The organism is Variovorax sp. V213, assembly GCF_041154455.1.
GTDB lineage: Bacteria > Pseudomonadota > Gammaproteobacteria > Burkholderiales > Burkholderiaceae_C > Variovorax.
Genome location: NZ_AP028664.1, coordinates 1,065,642 through 1,080,638, shown reverse-complemented (window position 1 = coordinate 1,080,638; position 14,997 = coordinate 1,065,642). Strand labels below are relative to the sequence as shown.

15 protein-coding genes are annotated in these 14,997 nt (G+C 67.4%); 1 reads left to right on the top strand and 14 read right to left on the bottom strand.

The window, feature by feature from the left end; genetic code table 11:
* Positions 1-122: 122 nt before the first annotated feature.
* The 7 genes from ACAM55_RS05290 to ACAM55_RS05260 all read right to left on the bottom strand — a co-directional run bounded on the left by ACAM55_RS05290 (position 123) and on the right by ACAM55_RS05260 (position 5,841).
* On the bottom strand, positions 123-1,139 hold the full coding sequence (locus tag ACAM55_RS05290; protein WP_369654998.1) for a patatin-like phospholipase family protein: 1,017 nt from the start codon (positions 1,137-1,139) through the stop codon (positions 123-125).
* Positions 1,140-1,510: 371 nt separating this feature from the next.
* A complete protein-coding gene (gene aroQ / locus ACAM55_RS05285) occupies positions 1,511-1,954 on the bottom strand; it encodes a type II 3-dehydroquinate dehydratase (RefSeq protein WP_369654997.1) in 444 nt (147 codons plus the stop codon).
* 23 nt (positions 1,955-1,977) lie between these two features.
* The gene (aroE, locus tag ACAM55_RS05280; RefSeq protein WP_369654996.1) at positions 1,978-2,799 is read right to left on the bottom strand and encodes a shikimate dehydrogenase; all 822 of its coding nucleotides are present in this window, start codon (positions 2,797-2,799) and stop codon (positions 1,978-1,980) included.
* A 10-nt stretch (positions 2,800-2,809) separates the two neighbouring features.
* The gene (locus ACAM55_RS05275) at positions 2,810-4,030 is read right to left on the bottom strand and encodes a CaiB/BaiF CoA transferase family protein (protein ID WP_369654995.1); all 1,221 of its coding nucleotides are present in this window, start codon (positions 4,028-4,030) and stop codon (positions 2,810-2,812) included.
* Positions 4,027-4,479 carry a MaoC family dehydratase gene (locus ACAM55_RS05270; protein ID WP_369656340.1) on the bottom strand — a complete coding sequence of 151 codons (453 nt, stop codon included), beginning with the start codon at positions 4,477-4,479 and terminating at the stop codon, positions 4,027-4,029. Before ACAM55_RS05270 ends, ACAM55_RS05275 begins: the two co-directional genes overlap by 4 nt.
* Before the next feature lie 52 nt (positions 4,480-4,531).
* Positions 4,532-4,915: a VOC family protein gene (locus tag ACAM55_RS05265; RefSeq protein ID WP_369654994.1), complete on the bottom strand. Its 384-nt coding sequence runs from the start codon at positions 4,913-4,915 to the stop codon at positions 4,532-4,534.
* A complete protein-coding gene (locus ACAM55_RS05260; RefSeq protein WP_369654993.1) occupies positions 4,912-5,841 on the bottom strand; it encodes a ketopantoate reductase family protein in 930 nt (309 codons plus the stop codon). The genes ACAM55_RS05265 and ACAM55_RS05260 overlap by 4 nt, the downstream gene beginning before the upstream one ends.
* 102 nt (positions 5,842-5,943) lie before the next feature.
* Here ACAM55_RS05260 and ACAM55_RS05255 point away from each other — a divergent pair, with 102 nt between their 5' ends.
* Positions 5,944-6,888 carry a LysR family transcriptional regulator gene (locus ACAM55_RS05255; protein ID WP_369654992.1) on the top strand — a complete coding sequence of 315 codons (945 nt, stop codon included), beginning with the start codon at positions 5,944-5,946 and terminating at the stop codon, positions 6,886-6,888.
* Positions 6,889-6,997: 109 nt separating this feature from the next.
* On the opposite strand, the gene ACAM55_RS05250 is transcribed toward ACAM55_RS05255, so the two are convergent.
* The 7 genes from ACAM55_RS05250 to urtE all read right to left on the bottom strand — a co-directional run bounded on the left by ACAM55_RS05250 (position 6,998) and on the right by urtE (position 14,991).
* Positions 6,998-7,642, bottom strand: coding sequence for a response regulator (locus tag ACAM55_RS05250; protein ID WP_369654991.1), 645 nt, complete (start codon positions 7,640-7,642; stop codon positions 6,998-7,000).
* A gap of 4 nt (positions 7,643-7,646) precedes the next feature.
* The gene (locus ACAM55_RS05245; protein ID WP_369654990.1) at positions 7,647-9,011 is read right to left on the bottom strand and encodes a cache domain-containing protein; all 1,365 of its coding nucleotides are present in this window, start codon (positions 9,009-9,011) and stop codon (positions 7,647-7,649) included.
* Positions 9,012-9,144: 133 nt separating this feature from the next.
* Positions 9,145-10,083 (bottom strand): VTT domain-containing protein, encoded by a 939-nt coding sequence (locus ACAM55_RS05240; protein WP_369654989.1) that lies wholly within the window; start codon positions 10,081-10,083, stop codon positions 9,145-9,147.
* A 37-nt stretch (positions 10,084-10,120) separates the two neighbouring features.
* On the bottom strand, positions 10,121-11,131 hold the full coding sequence (locus ACAM55_RS05235; protein ID WP_369654988.1) for an aldo/keto reductase: 1,011 nt from the start codon (positions 11,129-11,131) through the stop codon (positions 10,121-10,123).
* Between the two features lie 88 nt (positions 11,132-11,219).
* Positions 11,220-12,773 carry an alkaline phosphatase gene (locus ACAM55_RS05230; protein WP_369654987.1) on the bottom strand — a complete coding sequence of 518 codons (1,554 nt, stop codon included), beginning with the start codon at positions 12,771-12,773 and terminating at the stop codon, positions 11,220-11,222.
* Positions 12,774-12,917: 144 nt separating this feature from the next.
* A complete protein-coding gene (locus ACAM55_RS05225; protein ID WP_369654986.1) occupies positions 12,918-14,168 on the bottom strand; it encodes an MFS transporter in 1,251 nt (416 codons plus the stop codon).
* Positions 14,169-14,298: 130 nt separating this feature from the next.
* Positions 14,299-14,991 (bottom strand): urea ABC transporter ATP-binding subunit UrtE, encoded by a 693-nt coding sequence (gene urtE, locus ACAM55_RS05220; protein WP_369654985.1) that lies wholly within the window; start codon positions 14,989-14,991, stop codon positions 14,299-14,301.
* Positions 14,992-14,997 lie beyond the last annotated feature (6 nt).

Genomic DNA, 14,997 nt, shown 5'->3' with positions numbered 1-14,997 from the left:
GCGCCCCATTGCCGTCGTTTGGCTGCGCACCTCACATCAGGAGAATCCCGAGTTATCGGCGGCTTGGCCGGCACCCACCGCCTTCATATCGCCATGCGCAGTCCCCTCGCGCGCCTGCTCGCTCACGTCCAGTTCTGCTGCACCCAGCTGCGCACCGCCGCCCACTCGGGCGAGGTCTCCATGTAGTTCTGCGTCGCGCTCACCAATTCGCCGACGTTCTTGTAGTCGTCCAGACCGAACGGCTGGCTCAGCGGCACATTGCCGCGCATGTAGTTGCTGCCGAGCAGCTGCTGGGCCTGGATCGCCGCCAACTCCGCGGTGGCATCCATGGTGAGATTGAGCAGCGCCGTGGCCGGCACCGCGCCATTGCTGAACGGCCACAGCCAATGCGTGACGCCCCAGTCCAGCGGATTGGACACGGAACCGGGCGGCACGCCCACCGGATTGGCGCCAGTGCCCAGCGACAGCATCACGATGTCCGACGTGGCGGTGGCGTAGCCCTGGTAGATCGCTTCCACGATCGCCGTCATCGAGGGGTTGTTGGCGAAGGTGCCGCCGTCGGCGAAGTAGCCGAAGTCACCCACCCGGTACGGCGGGAAGTACGTCGGCGCGGCCGAGGTGGCCAGCGCGGCGTCCACCATGCTGATGCCCCGGTAGGTGTTGCTCGGACCGTTGGAGATGGTGCACGGCGCCCAACTGTTGTCGCTCGCATCCCATAGCCGCGCGGAGTTGACGGCCACGAAGCGGCTCGCCGACGACAACGCGCCTCCACCCACCAGTTCCTGGGCGACTGCCTGCAAGCCGGTGTTGACGTACTGGCATCTGAAGATGCCAGGGCCGCTGCCCAGCAGTTCTTCCATGGACTGCGCCGGCGCACGGTCCTGCTGTTTGGCCTGTGCGCCCAGCAACCAGCCATTGGGCTCGAAGATCTTGGCCCCTTCGTTCAAGTAGAGATTGACGATGGCGTCGATGCCCACATTGCTCACCAGGCCCAGCGAGATCAGGCCACCAGTGGAAGTGCCGGCGAAACCGTCTGCCCCTTGGACGATGCCGAAGCTTCGGTCCAGGTCCTGGATCAGCAGCGCCGTGATGATGCCGCGGATGCCGCCGCCGTCGCAGCAGAGAATCTTGAAAGACATGGCTGTGCTCCTTGCTTGAGGGATGAATGAGAAATGCACGCTCGGAAACCGAACGTGGGCACTGTGGCGCCTCTTGATGCGCCAGTCCATTTCACCCCATTACAGGCCGGTTCTGGCCAGCTTGCTGCAGCGGAAGCGGACTGTCGTTGGCCGAAACTAGGCTTCCAGGTTCGGCCAAGGCCGGCCGTTCATGTCGCTAGGGCCTATGTCTGCTTCAGGCGCAATCGCAGCCATCAGAGTGCCTGAGCCGTCGGTGGACGGCTGCGTCAGCCACGCACCTCGGCCGCCGGCGTGGCCACCATCGTGTTGCGTCTTACGGGGGTTCCCGTGACGGCGACGGGCGAAGGCCGATGCACCAACCGACGTGAACATCATTGCGCGTGTGCGGCGGCCGATACCGCGGCACGCAGACCGAGCAGGTAGCTGTCTACGCCAAATCCGCAAATCTGTCCTTTCACAATCTCTGCGAACACCGAGTGGTGGCGGAATTTCTCGCGCGCATGGATGTTCGACATGTGCAGTTCGACGACCGGCACCGTAAGGATCGCCAGCGCGTCGCGGATGCCATAGCTGTAATGCGTCCATGCGCCAGCGTTGATGAGCACTGCGTACACGCCCTCGGCGAAGCCGCGGTGGATTCGCTCGCACATCGCGCCTTCGCTGTTGCTCTGGAAGCTCTCGACTTCAGCGCCGAGTTCCTTGCCGAGTGCCTGCAATTGCGCGTCGATCTCGGCCAGCGTCACCGTGCCGTATTGCTTCGGGTCGCGCTTGCCGAACATGTTGTGGTTGATGCCGTGCAGCATGAGGATCTTCATGGGGGTGCCTGCGAGTCGTTCGGTCAGACCAAGGGGATGGTCATGCGGTCGATGACGCCGCGCGTATCGGGCCGCACGCCGCGCCACCACACGAAGGCCTCCGCGGCCTGCTCCACGAGCATGCCGACGCCGTCGGCCAGTTTCGGCACGCCGGCGTTCTGCGCCAGCCGCAGGAAGGGAGTGAGGCCCTTGCCATAGGCGAGCTCGTAGGCCAGCTTCGCACCCTGAAGCGTCTCGGCGGGCAGGGGCGGTAGTTCACCCTTGAGGCTGGCCGAGGTGCCGTTGATGACGATGTCAAATCGCTCTCCTGCCAGATCGTCGTAGCCGCAGCCTTGCACATGGCCGTGCCCGGCGAACTGCCTTGCAAGGTCGATGGCCTTTGTCTCTGTGCGGTTCGCCAATACGACGACGTTCGGTTGTTGCGCGAGAAAGGGCAGCAGTGCGCCACGCACCGCACCGCCAGCGCCGATCACCAGCATGCGCACACCCTTGAGCGAGAAGCCCAGGTTGCGCTGGATGTCGTTGGTCAGGCCCACGCCGTCGAAGTTGTCGGCGATGATGCGGTCGCCTTCGAACTTGAGCGCATTGGTGGCGCCGGCGAGTTCGGCGCGTTCGAGCCGTTCGGTGGCCAGTGCGTAGGCCTGAAGCTTGAAGGGGGCCGTGACGTTCATGCCTCGCCCGCCTGCCTTGCGAAATGCGTGCACGTCGTCGGCGAAGCGGTCGAGCGAGCCCTCGATCGCCCGGTAGTCGATGTCCTGGCCGGTCGCTTCGGCGAAGCTGCCGTGGATCATCGGCGACTTGGTGTGTCCTATCGGGTTGCCGATCACGGCGTACTTGTCGGTCATCGCTGTCTCCTTACTTGCTGTAGAGCACGCCATCGGCCTGCATGTCGGCGATCTGTGCCGCGTCGAAGCCGAGGCTGGCTGCGATTTCCGCGTTGTGCTCGCCCAACTCGGGTGCCACCTGCACGATCGAGGTGTCGCACCCCGACATGCGGAAGGGAAGGTTCGGCAGGCGGATCTTGCCGAGCACCGGGTGGTCCTGCTCGACCACCATGCCGCGCGCACGGATCTGCGGATCGGCCAGCACTTCGTCGATGCGTTGAACCTTGGCCGCCGGCACGTCGATGCCGTCCAGCATCTTCAGCACCTGCGCGACCGGCCGCGCCGCAACCCACGGCTTCACCACTTCGAGGATCTCCGTGCGATGGGCATTGCGCCCGGCTGAAGCGTGCAGCCGCGTGTCGCTGCCGAACCCCGCAGGGCCGCCGTTCTTTTCGACCAGTGCGGCAAAGCGCTTCCACGCGTCATCCACCTGCGCGGCGATCACGAGGTCACCATCCAGCGCGCGGAACACGCCGTAGAGCGTGGAATTGGGCATGTCGTGGCCGGTCTGCACCGGCACTTCCTGTCCGTTGGAAAGCGTGTAGCACTGCACCGCGTACTCGTGCATCGACACCAGCGTGTCGTACAGCGCCATGTCGATGTGCTGCCCGCGGCCGGACTTCACGCGCCCCAGCAGCGCGGCGTTGATTGCGGCGACCGCATGGATGCCGGTGTACATGTCGCCGAGCGAGATGCGCAGCAGCGGCGGGGCCTCGCCCGGGTTGCCCACCATCTGCATGATGCCGCTCTTGGCTTCGGCGATGAGGCCGAAGCCGGCCCGGTGCGAATCGGGGCCGGTGTGGCCGTAGGCCGAGATCGAGCAGTACACGAGGCCGGGGTTGGTTTCGGCAAGTTCGGCATAGCCCAGGCCCAGCTTGTCGAGCGCGCCGGGGCGGTAGTTCTCGACGAACACGTCGGCGCTGTCGACCAGCTTCTTCATCAGTGCCCGGCCGCGCGGGTCCTTCGTGTTCACGCTGAGCCCCTTCTTGCCCATGTTCTGCTGCAGGAAGTAGCCGCTGTGGTCGCCGACGAACCACGCATGCTGGCGCCCCGCGTCGCCCGTGCCGGGACGCTCGACCTTGATGACTTCCGCACCGAGCGCGGCGAGGCAGCGCCCGACATAGGGCCCGGCCAGGAAGTGGCTGTAGTCGATCACGCGGAAGCCGGCCAGCGGCAGCGCTTCGGCGCTCATGCCGGCCTCCTCGGCACCATCACGCGGTGCTCGCCCTTTTGCACGACCTCGTCGCGCTGGTTGATGAGTTCGGACGGCAGCACGAGGATGCCCCAGCCCGGCTTGCTCTTGGATTCGCGTTTGCTGCCGACGTGGAATTTCACGCGCACCGTATCGCCGAGCTTGATGGGGGCCACGAAGCTCCACTCCCAGCCAAGCGACATACCCGGCATGAAGCGCATGTCGCTCTTGGTCTTGAGCCCATCCGCCACCGACAGGCCGAACAGTCCGTGCGCCACACGGGTGCCGAACGGCGTGGTGCGCGCATAGGCTTCGTCGGTGTGAACGGGGGTGTGGTCGCCGGTGAGGTCTGCATACGCCATCACGCGGGCCTCTGTCACTTCGTAGGGCGGGCTGATGCACTCCTGGCCGACGACGGCGTCGTCCCAGTACTTGTCTTCGATGGTCAAGGCGGTCATGGTGTGTGTCTCTCTCTAATCTATGTGTCGGATGGACGGTTCTTCAGGCGCGGGGATCGATGGCGAGAGCGCGCGCCACGGCGCCAGCACTGGCCTGGATGAATTCGACGGTCAGGCCGTCCGGCAGGCGCAGCCAGTTGCGGCCCTGCGGCATCTCGGTCACACCGAAAGCCCGCGCGGCGGCGAGTGCGGCTTCGAGGTCTTCGCACATCACGCCGAGATGGCCGAGGCGGCCTTCGGGCCCCGCGTAGTCCGGCTTGGCCATGAACTGCATGCCGCCCAGAGTCCAGTACTGGACCGGCTCTTCGAGCGTGCCCTGTACCTCGCGCATCGTCATGCCGCAGACGTCGTGGAAGAACTTGATGTGCCAATGGATGTCTTTCACCCAGATGGCAACGTGTTCCACGTAGGCGCGCGGCGTGCTCATTTCGCCCCCAGCCGGCGTTCGATGCCCTTGATGGCGGCAACCAGCGTCTGGTTCACCGGCGTCGGCACGTTGTGCTTGAGTCCGGCGCGCACCACCGAGCCGTTGATGAAGTCGATCTCGGTGATGGAGCCTTTCTCCAGGCTCTGCAGCATGGAGGTCTTGAACTCGTAGGGCAGGCCTTCGGCGGCCATCACCCATGCATCGCGCGGGGCCTTGATCGACAGCTTCACGCCGATGGCCCGCGCGACGGCCATCGCCTCGGCCACGGCGGCGATGGCCGTGGCCTCGATCTCGGGCACCGCGTAGAGGCTGCCGTACACCTGGCCCGTGATGCCGCTCAGTGCGCCGGTCGAGACGTTGATGAGCAGCTTGTCCCACATCACGCCCGTGATGTTGTCGCTGACCTCGCAAGGCAATCCGGCACGATCGAACTCGGCTGCGATGGCCCTGGCGCGTTCGCTCACGTTGCCGTCGAGCTCGCCGATCACCGTGCGCTTGCCACGCGTGCCGGCAATGATGTGGCCCGGACCGAGCAGAACGCCGCCAACGTAAGTCTTGCCGGCCAGCACATGCGCGCGGCCGGCGACATCGGCCAGGATCTCCTCATGGCCCATGCCGTTCTGCAGCGACATCAGCGCGGTGTCGGGCCCGATGATCGACAACGCGCCTTCGATGGCGGAGCGCGTGTGGAAGGACTTGACCAGCACGATCACCAGGTCGGCTGGCTCCAAGCCCTCCACGCCTGTCGATGCGCGCACTTTGACGCGGCGCTCCGAGTCGCCGTCCTTCATGAGGAGACCGTCGCGATGGATGGCATCGACGTGCGCCTGAAACGGATCGATGAGCGTGACGTCCGACCCGCCGGCCGCAAGCGTGCCGCCGATGGCGCAGCCAAGGGCGCCAGCGCCCAGGAAGTAGATTTTCATACGTGTCTCTCGAAGAGGTGTCTCGAAGGAATGCCTTGAAGGTAGGTTTCGACGAACATTTCGTCCATGACATGGAGCGAATGGTCTACATTCCGTTTTAAAATGAATGCAGACGACGACAACCTCGACACGAGCGCGGGCTTGCTCAGCCTCAAGCTGCTGCGCCTGTTCGATCTGATCTACACCACGCAGAGCGTGACGCGCGCGGCCGAGCAGCTGGGCCAAAGCCAGCCGACGGTGAGCAACTGGCTGGGCCGGCTGCGCAGGCATCTGGGTGACGAACTGTTCGTGCGCACCGCGGCAGGCATGCAGCCGACGCCGCGCGCGCAAGAGCTGATCGTTCCGGCGCGCGAGGCATTGGCGGCGCTGCGCCGTGTGGCCGCGCCACCGGAAGCGTTCGACCCGTCGAGCTCAACGCGGCGCTTCCGTATCTGCATGACGGATGCCAGCCACATCACGCTGCTGCCGCAACTGCTGGCGCACGTGCGCGCCGTGGGTCCCGGCATCCGCCTGGAGGCCGCGCGCATCGACGAGCAGACCGGGCAGGCACTGCAGTCCGGCCAGGCCGACCTTGCGATCGGACTGGTGCCGTGGCTCGAGTCAGGCTTCTATCAACAGGTGCTGTACCCGCAAGACTGGGTATGCCTCGTCAATGCCCGGCACCCGCGGGTCGCGGCAAAAGGCATGGGCTTGCGCGACTTCAAGGCTGAAGCGCATATCGGCATCGTCGGCGGTACGGGCGTGCAACTGCTGGAGGCGGCGCTGCTGCGGCACCGCGTCGAACGGCGCATCCTGCTGGAGTTGCCCGGCTTCCTGGGACTGGCCGCCATCGTGTCGACCACCGATCTTGTGGCCACGGTGCCCCGCCAGATCGGCGAGACGCTGGCTCGCACCAACGGGCTCGCCGTCTTTGATTGCCCGGTGCCTGTGCCGCCGTTCACCGTCAAGCAGCACTGGCATGCACGCTTCAACCAGGACCCGGCGAATCGCTGGTTGCGCGGCTTGTGCGAGCGGCTTTTTGCCAGAAAATCGAACGCGCGTAGATAGAGGCAAACAACGGCCCGTTTGCGACATTCGGGCAGCGCGACCTTGGGACCGCAACCGGTCTCAAGCAGCCTCTGGAGAAATGCCCTCCTCTGCATCTGGCAGCAGCGGTTCACCCGCCCCCGAACTCCCTCGCATGCTCCACCGCATACTTGATGAGTTCCGCCTGCCCCTCGATCCCCAGCCGCCTCTTGATGCTCTGCCGATGCGCCTCCACCGTGCGCACGCTCAGCCCCAGGTCCCGCGCAATCTGCTTGCTCGATTCGCCCCTGCCTAGCGCCGTGAGTATTTCGCTCTCCCGCGGCGTGAGCAGCGGCCTCGGCGCCTGGTTGCGAAAGAGCTTCTTCGACACGGCCGGGCTCAGGAAGGTGCCGCCACCCGACACGGCTTCGATGGCGGCGACGATCTCTGCGGCGGGGGCGTCTTTCAACACGTAGCCGCGCGCGCCCACCTGCAGGGCCTTCTGCACGTACTCGGGGTTGTCGTACATGCTGAGCATCACCACGTGCGGCGCGGGCTGGCGTTGCAGCACCAGTGCGGCCAGGTCGATGCCGTTCATGTCTTTCATGCCGACATCCATCAGCAGCAAGTCGGGCTTGAGCGATTCGACGAGCGCAAGGGCCTCGGCCGCACTGCCCGCCTCACCGACGATCTCGAGGTTGGGCATGGCGCCGAGCCGCGCGCGCAGGCCATCGCGCACCAGCGGATGGTCGTCGACCAGGAAGAGGCGAATGGGGGCGGCGTCTTTTCTCGTCATTTGACTATTCGGGCTTCGCGCTACCGGTCGGCACTTCGGCCACGATGGTTGTTCCGCCTTCGCCGGATGTCACGCTCAGGCGTCCGCCGATCGACTCCATGCGTTCGCGCATGTTGCGCAGGCCGATGCCGCGCCGCGGGTCGAGCTGCATGGCGTCCACGTCAAAGCCCGTGCCGTCGTCGCCAATCTCCAGCCGCACGCCCTCGTCGTCCGAAAAGCACAGTGCAATGTGCACGAGGTGCGCCTTTGCATGCTTGCGCACATTGGTCAGCGCTTCTTGTGTGACGCGGAAAAGCGCGGTCTTGGCTTCTTGCGAGAGCTCGAAGGCTTCGCCCTCGATCATGATCGACGCGTCGATGGTGCCGTCTTCGGCAAACTCGTCGCCCAGGCGTTGGAGCGCGGCGGGCAGGCCGAGCGTGTCGAGCAGGGCCGGCCGCAGGCGGTGCGAGATGCGGCGCACTTCGAGCAGCGAATCGTTGAGCCTTTGCAGCGCCTTGGCCAGCGCGGGCGGCGCAGCCTGGCGTTCGCGGTCCAGCGCGTCCACCACGGATTCGATCAGCAGCTTGGCCGACACCAGCGTCTGGCTGGTGCCGTCGTGCAGCTCGCGCGCAAGGTGGCCGCGCTCTTCTTCCTGCGACTGCACCACGCGCCGTGCCAGCAGTCGCAGCTTGGCTTCGGCCACGCGGTGCTCGCTGAGGTTGAGCAACAGGCCGGTGGCGCTCACCACGGCGAGGCACAGCGCCGCAATGCCGGCAATCCAGAGCAGCGTGGTGGTGACGTTGGTGCTCATCTGGCGGTCGAGCGCCTGCATGGTCGTCTCGATGTCGTCCAGGTACAGGCCGGTGCCGACCATCCAGTTCCAGCGCGGCAGCGCCGTGACGTAGCCGAGCTTGGGCGCCATCTGCTCGCTGGAGGGCTTGCGCCACTCGTATTCGACAAAGCCGCCGCCGGTGCGCGCGCCGGCAATCAGGTCCTGGATGGTGAAGCGACCGTGGGCGTCGCGCAGGTCCCAGAGGTTCTTGCCCACGAGATCGGGCTGGCGCGAATGCATGAGCGAGCGGCCTTGCATGTCGTAGACGAAGAAGTAGCCGTCGTCGCCATAGTCGAGTGCGGCCAGGCGGCGCAGGGCTTCGTTGCGGGTTTCCTCGTCGTCCTGGCCGGCGTCGTACAGCGGCCGCACGGTGCTCACGGCCAGGTCGACATAGCTGCGCAGCTCGCTGCGCCGCTGGTCCATGTAGCTCTTTTCGATGAGCGCGCGCTCGCGCCGGGCCAGGTCATGCTCCTGGTGGCGCACCGCCAAGGCCACCAGCACCAGCGCAACCAGCAGCGGTGCAACAGCCAGCGCGACGATCTTGGTGCGGAGGTTCATCGGGGGGCAAGACTACCACCCGGCGGGGCCATCAACCTGAAGATCGTGAGGGCACGGGGACGCAGCACCCGGCAAAGACACGCAGGGTTGCCGTACTGGCGTTTCTCGCCTCCCGTCCGTCGACAGACGCCGCTCAGTGCAGGCTCGTGGGGCGCCCCGAAGCCACCCAGGCGTCGAGTCCGCCGGTCAGCGGCAGGGCCCGCCGCGCACCGCGGGCCAGCAGCACGCGCGCGGCCAGGGCCGCGGTCACCTCGTTGGGGCAGTTGCAGTAAACGATCACGTCGCGCCCGTCGATGTGCGGCAGTTCGGGGTGCCGCTGCTGCAGCGCCTTGAGCGTGTACGGCAGTGCACCGGGAATGCGGCGCGGGTCGACCTGCACGCCCGCCTCGCCGCGCACGTCGATCACCAGCGGCGGTGCTTCGCTGGCCAGCAGTTCATGCAGTTCGTCCACGGTGATGCGCGGCATGCCGGTGAGCCGCATGAACGCGCGGCGGCGCCAGTAGCGCACCGCCAGCGTCACGGCCAGTACCACCACCAGCGCCACAGTGGCAATGCCGCCGGCCTGGGCCAGCATGGCCAGCACCTCCTGGATCTGGTCGCGAAAGACCCAGCCGAGCCCGAGAAAAAGGCCGGTCCAGACCAGCGCGGCGCCAATGTCGAAGACGATGAAGCGCCACACCGGCATGCCCAGCGCGCCGGCCATCGGCGGCGCGACGACCGACACGCCCGGCACGAACTTGGCCGCCACCAGCGAGAGCCCGCCCCAGCGGCCGATGAGCGATTCGCCGCGCCGCACGCATGAATCGGGCGACAGCGAGATGCGGCACAGAAGGCGCATGAAGCGGTAGCCGAAGCGGCGCCCGGCATAGAACCACGCGCCGTCGCCCAGCAGGTTGGCCAGCACCGCGGCCAGCACCACGCCCGCCACCGAGACGTTGCCGGCTGCCAGCAGTGCGCCCGACACCACCAGCACGGCGGCCGCGGGCACCGGCAATCCGAGGCGGGCGGCAAAGCTCGCCGCGAAGACGATCGCGATCGCGTTCTGCACCAGCAGCGACATCAGCTGTGCCATGGCAGCAGCGCGGGGTTGGGGTTCACTCCTTCGGGGCCTAGCGGGGCGCGTCGCCCTTGCGGTATTCGGCCGTGAGCTCGTCGAGCCTCTGCTTCAGCGCGGGGTCCAGCTTGTATGCGGCCGCGGCCAGCGTGGCGTCGAGCTGCTCGGGGCGGCTGGCGCCGAGCAGCGGCGCGGTGATGAGCGGGTTGGCCATGACCCATGCCACCGCCAGCGTGGCGAGCGGCACGCCGGCTTCGTCGGCCAGCTTGTGCAGCTGCGTCACGGTGTTGAAGCTGCGCTCGTTCCAGTAGCGGTCCTGGTACATGCCGCCGGCCGTGCCGAGCGTGAAGCGGGTGTTCTCTTCGGGCGTGGCGCCCGGCTTGTACTTGCCGGTGAGCAGGCCGCCGGCCAGCGGGTTGTAGGGAATCACGCCCAGGCCCTCTTCGCCCGCCAGCGGCAGCAGCTCGCGCTCGATCTCGCGGAACAGCAGGCTGTAGCGCGGCTGCACCGACACGTAGCGCGTGAGCTTGTGCAGCTCGGCCTTGCCGAGCGCGCGGGCCAGCCGATAGGCCAGGAAGTTGGACACGCCGATGTAGCGCGCGCGGCCCGACCTGACGATGACGTCGAGCGCCTCCAGGCTCTCTTCGAGCGGCGTCTCGCGGTCGTCGCTGTGCAGCTGGTACAGGTCGACGTGGTCGGTCTGCAGCCGCTTGAGCGAGGCATCGATGGCATCGAGCAGGTGCTTGCGCGAGGCGCCCTGGTCCCAGCTGTTGGGCCCGACCTTGCCGACCGCCTTGGTGGCCACCACGAAGCGGCGGCGACCCGTGGCGCCCTGCTTCTGCAGCCAGCGGCCGATGATTTCCTCGGTGCGGCCGGTGGTTTCGACGGTGCCGCCAAGCGGGTACACGTCGGCGGTATCGAGAAAGTTGATGCCGCCCTCGGCAGCCTTGTCCAGAATGCGGTGCGACACCGCCTCGTCGGTCTGCAGGCCGAAGGTCATGGTGCCGAGCGCTAGCCGCGACACGGTAAGGCCCGTGCGGCCGAGACGGGTGGTGGGAATGCTCATGGTGGTCTCGATCGAGAGAGATGACGGAGAGGAAGGGCGGCGGCCATCATAGACACGGCCGCGCAAACCTGCTGGCACCCCCGATATTTCAGGTGGCTTCGAGATGCACGCCGGGCGCGCCGCGCTCCACCGCAAAGCGGGCCATCGGCGCGACGGCGCTGTCTGCGGATTTCTCGTCTTCCACGGCACGGAACTCGACCGTGCAGCCGCGCGCATCGAGCGCCATGTGCGCATAGCCGCGCTTGCCGCCCCGGCCGTAGCGCAGGTGCTCATTCTTCGCGAGCAGGTTGGCAACGTTGGCGGCGCTGGGCCCTTCGGAGGTGATGGCGCCGCCCACGAATTCGGTCGCCACCGCCGGGCCCTGCGGCTCGCGGCGCAGGTCGGCGGCCCAGAAGGCGTGCACGTCGCCGCTGATGACCAACGCATCGCCGCCGCGCGCCTTGTTGGCGGCCAGGCTGTCGAGCAGGCGCGCGCGGGACGCGGCGTAGCCGTCCCAGCCGTCCATCCAGTAGCCGTGCTCGGGGCCGCGCTTGCGGTCAGCCTCGGCGAGCAAGGTGGGCTGCGCAATGACCGTCCAGCGCGCGGGCGGCGCGGCCAGCTCGTTCGCGAGCCAGGCTTCCTGCTTCTTGCCCAGGAAGCTGCGCTCCGGAGCGAGCCGGTCGGCGCAATCGGCCAATGGCGATGCACTGCGGCCCGCAAGGCAGGCGTGGTGCGAGCGGTACTGGCGCCCATCGAGCAGAAACACGTCGAGCATGCGGCCGAAGCGGTGGCGGCCGTAAATGGTGGCCGCGGCCCCGGTCGGGCGCATGCTGGCGGGCACGGGCATGTGCTCGTACCACGCCTGGTAGGCCGCGGCGCGGATGGCAAGAAACTGCGCGGGATCGATGGTGCGCGGCGACACGTCGTCGGTGTAGTCGTTGGCCACCTCGTGGTCGTCCCAGGTCACGAGCCAGGGGCATGCAGCATGCGCGGCCTGCAGGTGCGGGTCGGTCTTGTAGAGCGCATAGCGGTCGCGAAACTCGCCCAGTTGCATGGGAATGCCGCCCTGGTGGTGGCGCACATGGCGCGAACCCCATGAGCTTTCGTAGATGTAGTCGCCCAGGTGCACGACAAAGTCGAAAGGCTGCGCGGCCATGTCACGGTAGGCCGCGTAGTAGCCCTGCTCGTATTGCTGGCACGACGCGAAGGCAAAGCGCAGCGGCTGCAGCGCGGCATCCGCTTCGGCCGGCGCGGTGCGGGTGCGGCCGACGGGGCTTCGCACGCCTTCGGCCGTGAAGCGGTACCAATACGGCCGGCCGGGCGCGAGGCCGCGCACTTCGGCGTGCACCGAGTGCGCGAGCGCCGCCACGGCCATGGCCCTGCCCTCCGCGGCAATGCGCGCAAAGCCTTCGTCGTGCGCCACTTCCCAGCGCACCTCGACCGGTGCCTCGCCCATGCCGCCGCCCTGCAGCGGATCGGGCGCCAGCCGGGTCCACAGCACCATGCCGTCGGGCCTCGGGCTGCCGGATGCCACGCCCAGGGTGAAGAGTTCGCGCGAGGCCTGCTGCGCGTTCAGCCGCAGGAAGGGGTGGCCCAGCGATGCGGCAGCCATCCCGCCGAGCAGCAGGCGGCGGCCGTGCGAGACAGGCCGGTCCGCGCTCATCTTTTTCCGCGCGCGGCCAGGGCCAGGTCGGGGCGGTCGGTGGTGATCTGGCGCACGGGCATGGTGAGCCATTGTGCAATTTCGCCGGGCTCGTTGACCACCCAGGCGCCCAGCACGCGTCGCTGCTGGTGCGCTACGGCCTGTCTACGAGGCGTTCGGCGCGCGCTGAGCGGCGCCAGGCCGGGTACTGGCGCGTGCGCTCATCACCGCCCACCAGAACACGCCCATGCCGGCCAGTGCCAGCAAGGCGCCGACCCAGCCGGTCGAGGTCCAGCCCAGGCCCGCGGCAATGGCCACGCCGCCGAGCCACGCGCCGAGCGCATTGGCCATGTTGAAGGCCGAGTGGTTGAGCGCGGCGGCGAGCGTCTGCGCGTCGCCGGCCACGTCCATCAGGCGGATCTGCAGGGCCGGGCCGATGGCCACGGTGGTGCCGATGAGGAACACGTTGAACGCCGCGGTGAAGACGTTGTGCGCCGCGAAAGTGAACACCGCGAGCACCAGCGCCGCATAGACGAGCAGGCCGCCGATCGTGCGCATGAGCGACTTGTCGGCCAGGCGCGAACCGACGAGGTTGCCGGCGACCATGCCCAGGCCGAACAGCGCGAGCACGAAGGGCACACCGCCCAGCGGCAGGCCTGCCACCTCGATCAGCGTGGGCTTGATGTAGCTGAATACCGAGAACATGCCGCCGAAGCCGATGGCGCCGATGCCGAGCGTGAACCACACCTGCTTGCGCTTGAGCGCGCCCAGTTCACGCCAGGGGCTCGCACCTGCGGGCGCCGCAAGGTCGGGGATGTCGCGGCGCAGCAGTGCCATGGCGATCAGCGCGATGACGCCCACGAACACGAAGGCCGCGCGCCAACCGAACAATTGGCCGAGCCAGGCAGCGATGGGCACGCCGACCAGCGTGGCGCCGGTGAGCCCCAGCATCACGAGGCCCACGGCCCGCGCGCGGCGACCGGGTGGCGCGAGCGTGGCCGCCACGAGCGCGGCGACGCCGAAGTAGGTGCCGTGCGGCAGCCCGGTTGCAAAGCGCAGCAGGTTGAGAGACATGTAGCCCGGCGCCATGGCGCTGGCGAAGTTGCCAGCGGCAAACACGGCCATGAGCGCAATCAGCAGCGCGCGGCGGCGCCAGCCCGCGGCAAGCACCGCAAGCACGGGCGCGCCGATCACCACGCCGAGCGCGTAGGCGCTGATGACGTGGCCGGCCTGCGGAATGGTGACGGCGATGTCGCGCGCCACCTCGGGCAGCAGCCCCATGATCACGAATTCACCCGTGCCGATGGCAAAGCCGCCCACGCCGAGGGCCAGCACGGCTCGCAGGAAATTGACGCGCGAGACGGAAGAGGAAATGTCGGTATCCGCGCTGTCCAGCGCGGGCGGGGAGGCGTTCAAGGCCAGGCTCCTGGGAGGGTGCCCGGCGGCGACGGGCAGAGGCCCGATTTTAGGGTAAACCCTGAATTTTTGCAGTACGGGGATGCCGGGGGACTGGTACTGCCATGCCGGCCGGTGGCCAGCCGGCTGCCTAAATCGCCACGAGCTGGCGCACGCCCTGCGCTTCCATGTCCTTGCCGAGGCCGCGCGCGATCACTTCGCCGCGTTCCATCACGAGGTAGTCGTCGGCCAGCTCCTGGGCAAAGTCGTAGTACTGCTCGCAGAGCACGATGGCCATGTCGCCCCGGTCGGCCAGCATGCGGATGACGCGGCCGATGTCCTTGATGATGCTGGGCTGGATGCCTTCGGTCGGCTCGTCGAGGATCAGCAGCTTGGGCTTGGGAGCCAGCGCGCGTGCGATGGCCAACTGCTGCTGCTGCCCGCCCGAAAGGTCGCCGCCGCGGCGGTTGATCATCTGCTTGAGCACCGGGAACAGGTCGAACAGTTCCGACGGAATGGGCGTGCTGCCGCTCTTGTAGGCCAGGCCCATGCGCAGGTTTTCTTCGACCGTGAGCCTGGCAAAGATCTCTCGGCCTTGGGGGACAAAGCCGATGCCGGCTCTTGCTCTTTCATAAGGCGTGGCCTTGTGAATCGGCTTGCCTTCGAGCTCGATGCTGCCGCTCTTGATGGGAACGAGGCCCATGAGCGACTTGAGCAGCGTGGTCTTGCCAACGCCGTTGCGGCCCAGCAGCACGGTGACCTTGCCGGGCGTGGCCTCGAAACTCACGTCGCGGAGGATGTGGGAGCCGCCGTAGTACTGGTGGATGTTCTTGACTGTCAGCATGGAATC

Excerpts from the sequence above, each read along its gene's own strand:
- ACAM55_RS05240 (WP_369654989.1), bottom strand. The coding sequence starts at position 10,083 with ATGGCACAGCTGATGTCGCTGCTGGTGCAGAACGCGATCGCGATCGTC.
- ACAM55_RS05245 (WP_369654990.1), bottom strand. The coding sequence starts at position 9,011 with ATGAACCTCCGCACCAAGATCGTCGCGCTGGCTGTTGCACCGCTGCTG.
- aroQ (WP_369654997.1), bottom strand. The coding sequence starts at position 1,954 with ATGAAGATCCTCATGCTGCACGGCATCAACCACAACATGTTCGGCAAG.
- urtE (WP_369654985.1), bottom strand. The coding sequence starts at position 14,991 with ATGCTGACAGTCAAGAACATCCACCAGTACTACGGCGGCTCCCACATC.
- ACAM55_RS05290 (WP_369654998.1), bottom strand. The coding sequence starts at position 1,139 with ATGTCTTTCAAGATTCTCTGCTGCGACGGCGGCGGCATCCGCGGCATC.
- ACAM55_RS05250 (WP_369654991.1), bottom strand. The coding sequence starts at position 7,642 with ATGACGAGAAAAGACGCCGCCCCCATTCGCCTCTTCCTGGTCGACGAC.
- ACAM55_RS05275 (WP_369654995.1), bottom strand. The coding sequence starts at position 4,030 with ATGAGCGCCGAAGCGCTGCCGCTGGCCGGCTTCCGCGTGATCGACTAC.
- aroE (WP_369654996.1), bottom strand. The coding sequence starts at position 2,799 with ATGACCGACAAGTACGCCGTGATCGGCAACCCGATAGGACACACCAAG.
- ACAM55_RS05265 (WP_369654994.1), bottom strand. The coding sequence starts at position 4,915 with ATGAGCACGCCGCGCGCCTACGTGGAACACGTTGCCATCTGGGTGAAA.
- ACAM55_RS05235 (WP_369654988.1), bottom strand. The coding sequence starts at position 11,131 with ATGAGCATTCCCACCACCCGTCTCGGCCGCACGGGCCTTACCGTGTCG.
- ACAM55_RS05260 (WP_369654993.1), bottom strand. The coding sequence starts at position 5,841 with ATGAAAATCTACTTCCTGGGCGCTGGCGCCCTTGGCTGCGCCATCGGC.
- ACAM55_RS05255 (WP_369654992.1), top strand. The coding sequence starts at position 5,944 with ATGAATGCAGACGACGACAACCTCGACACGAGCGCGGGCTTGCTCAGC.
- ACAM55_RS05230 (WP_369654987.1), bottom strand. The coding sequence starts at position 12,773 with ATGAGCGCGGACCGGCCTGTCTCGCACGGCCGCCGCCTGCTGCTCGGC.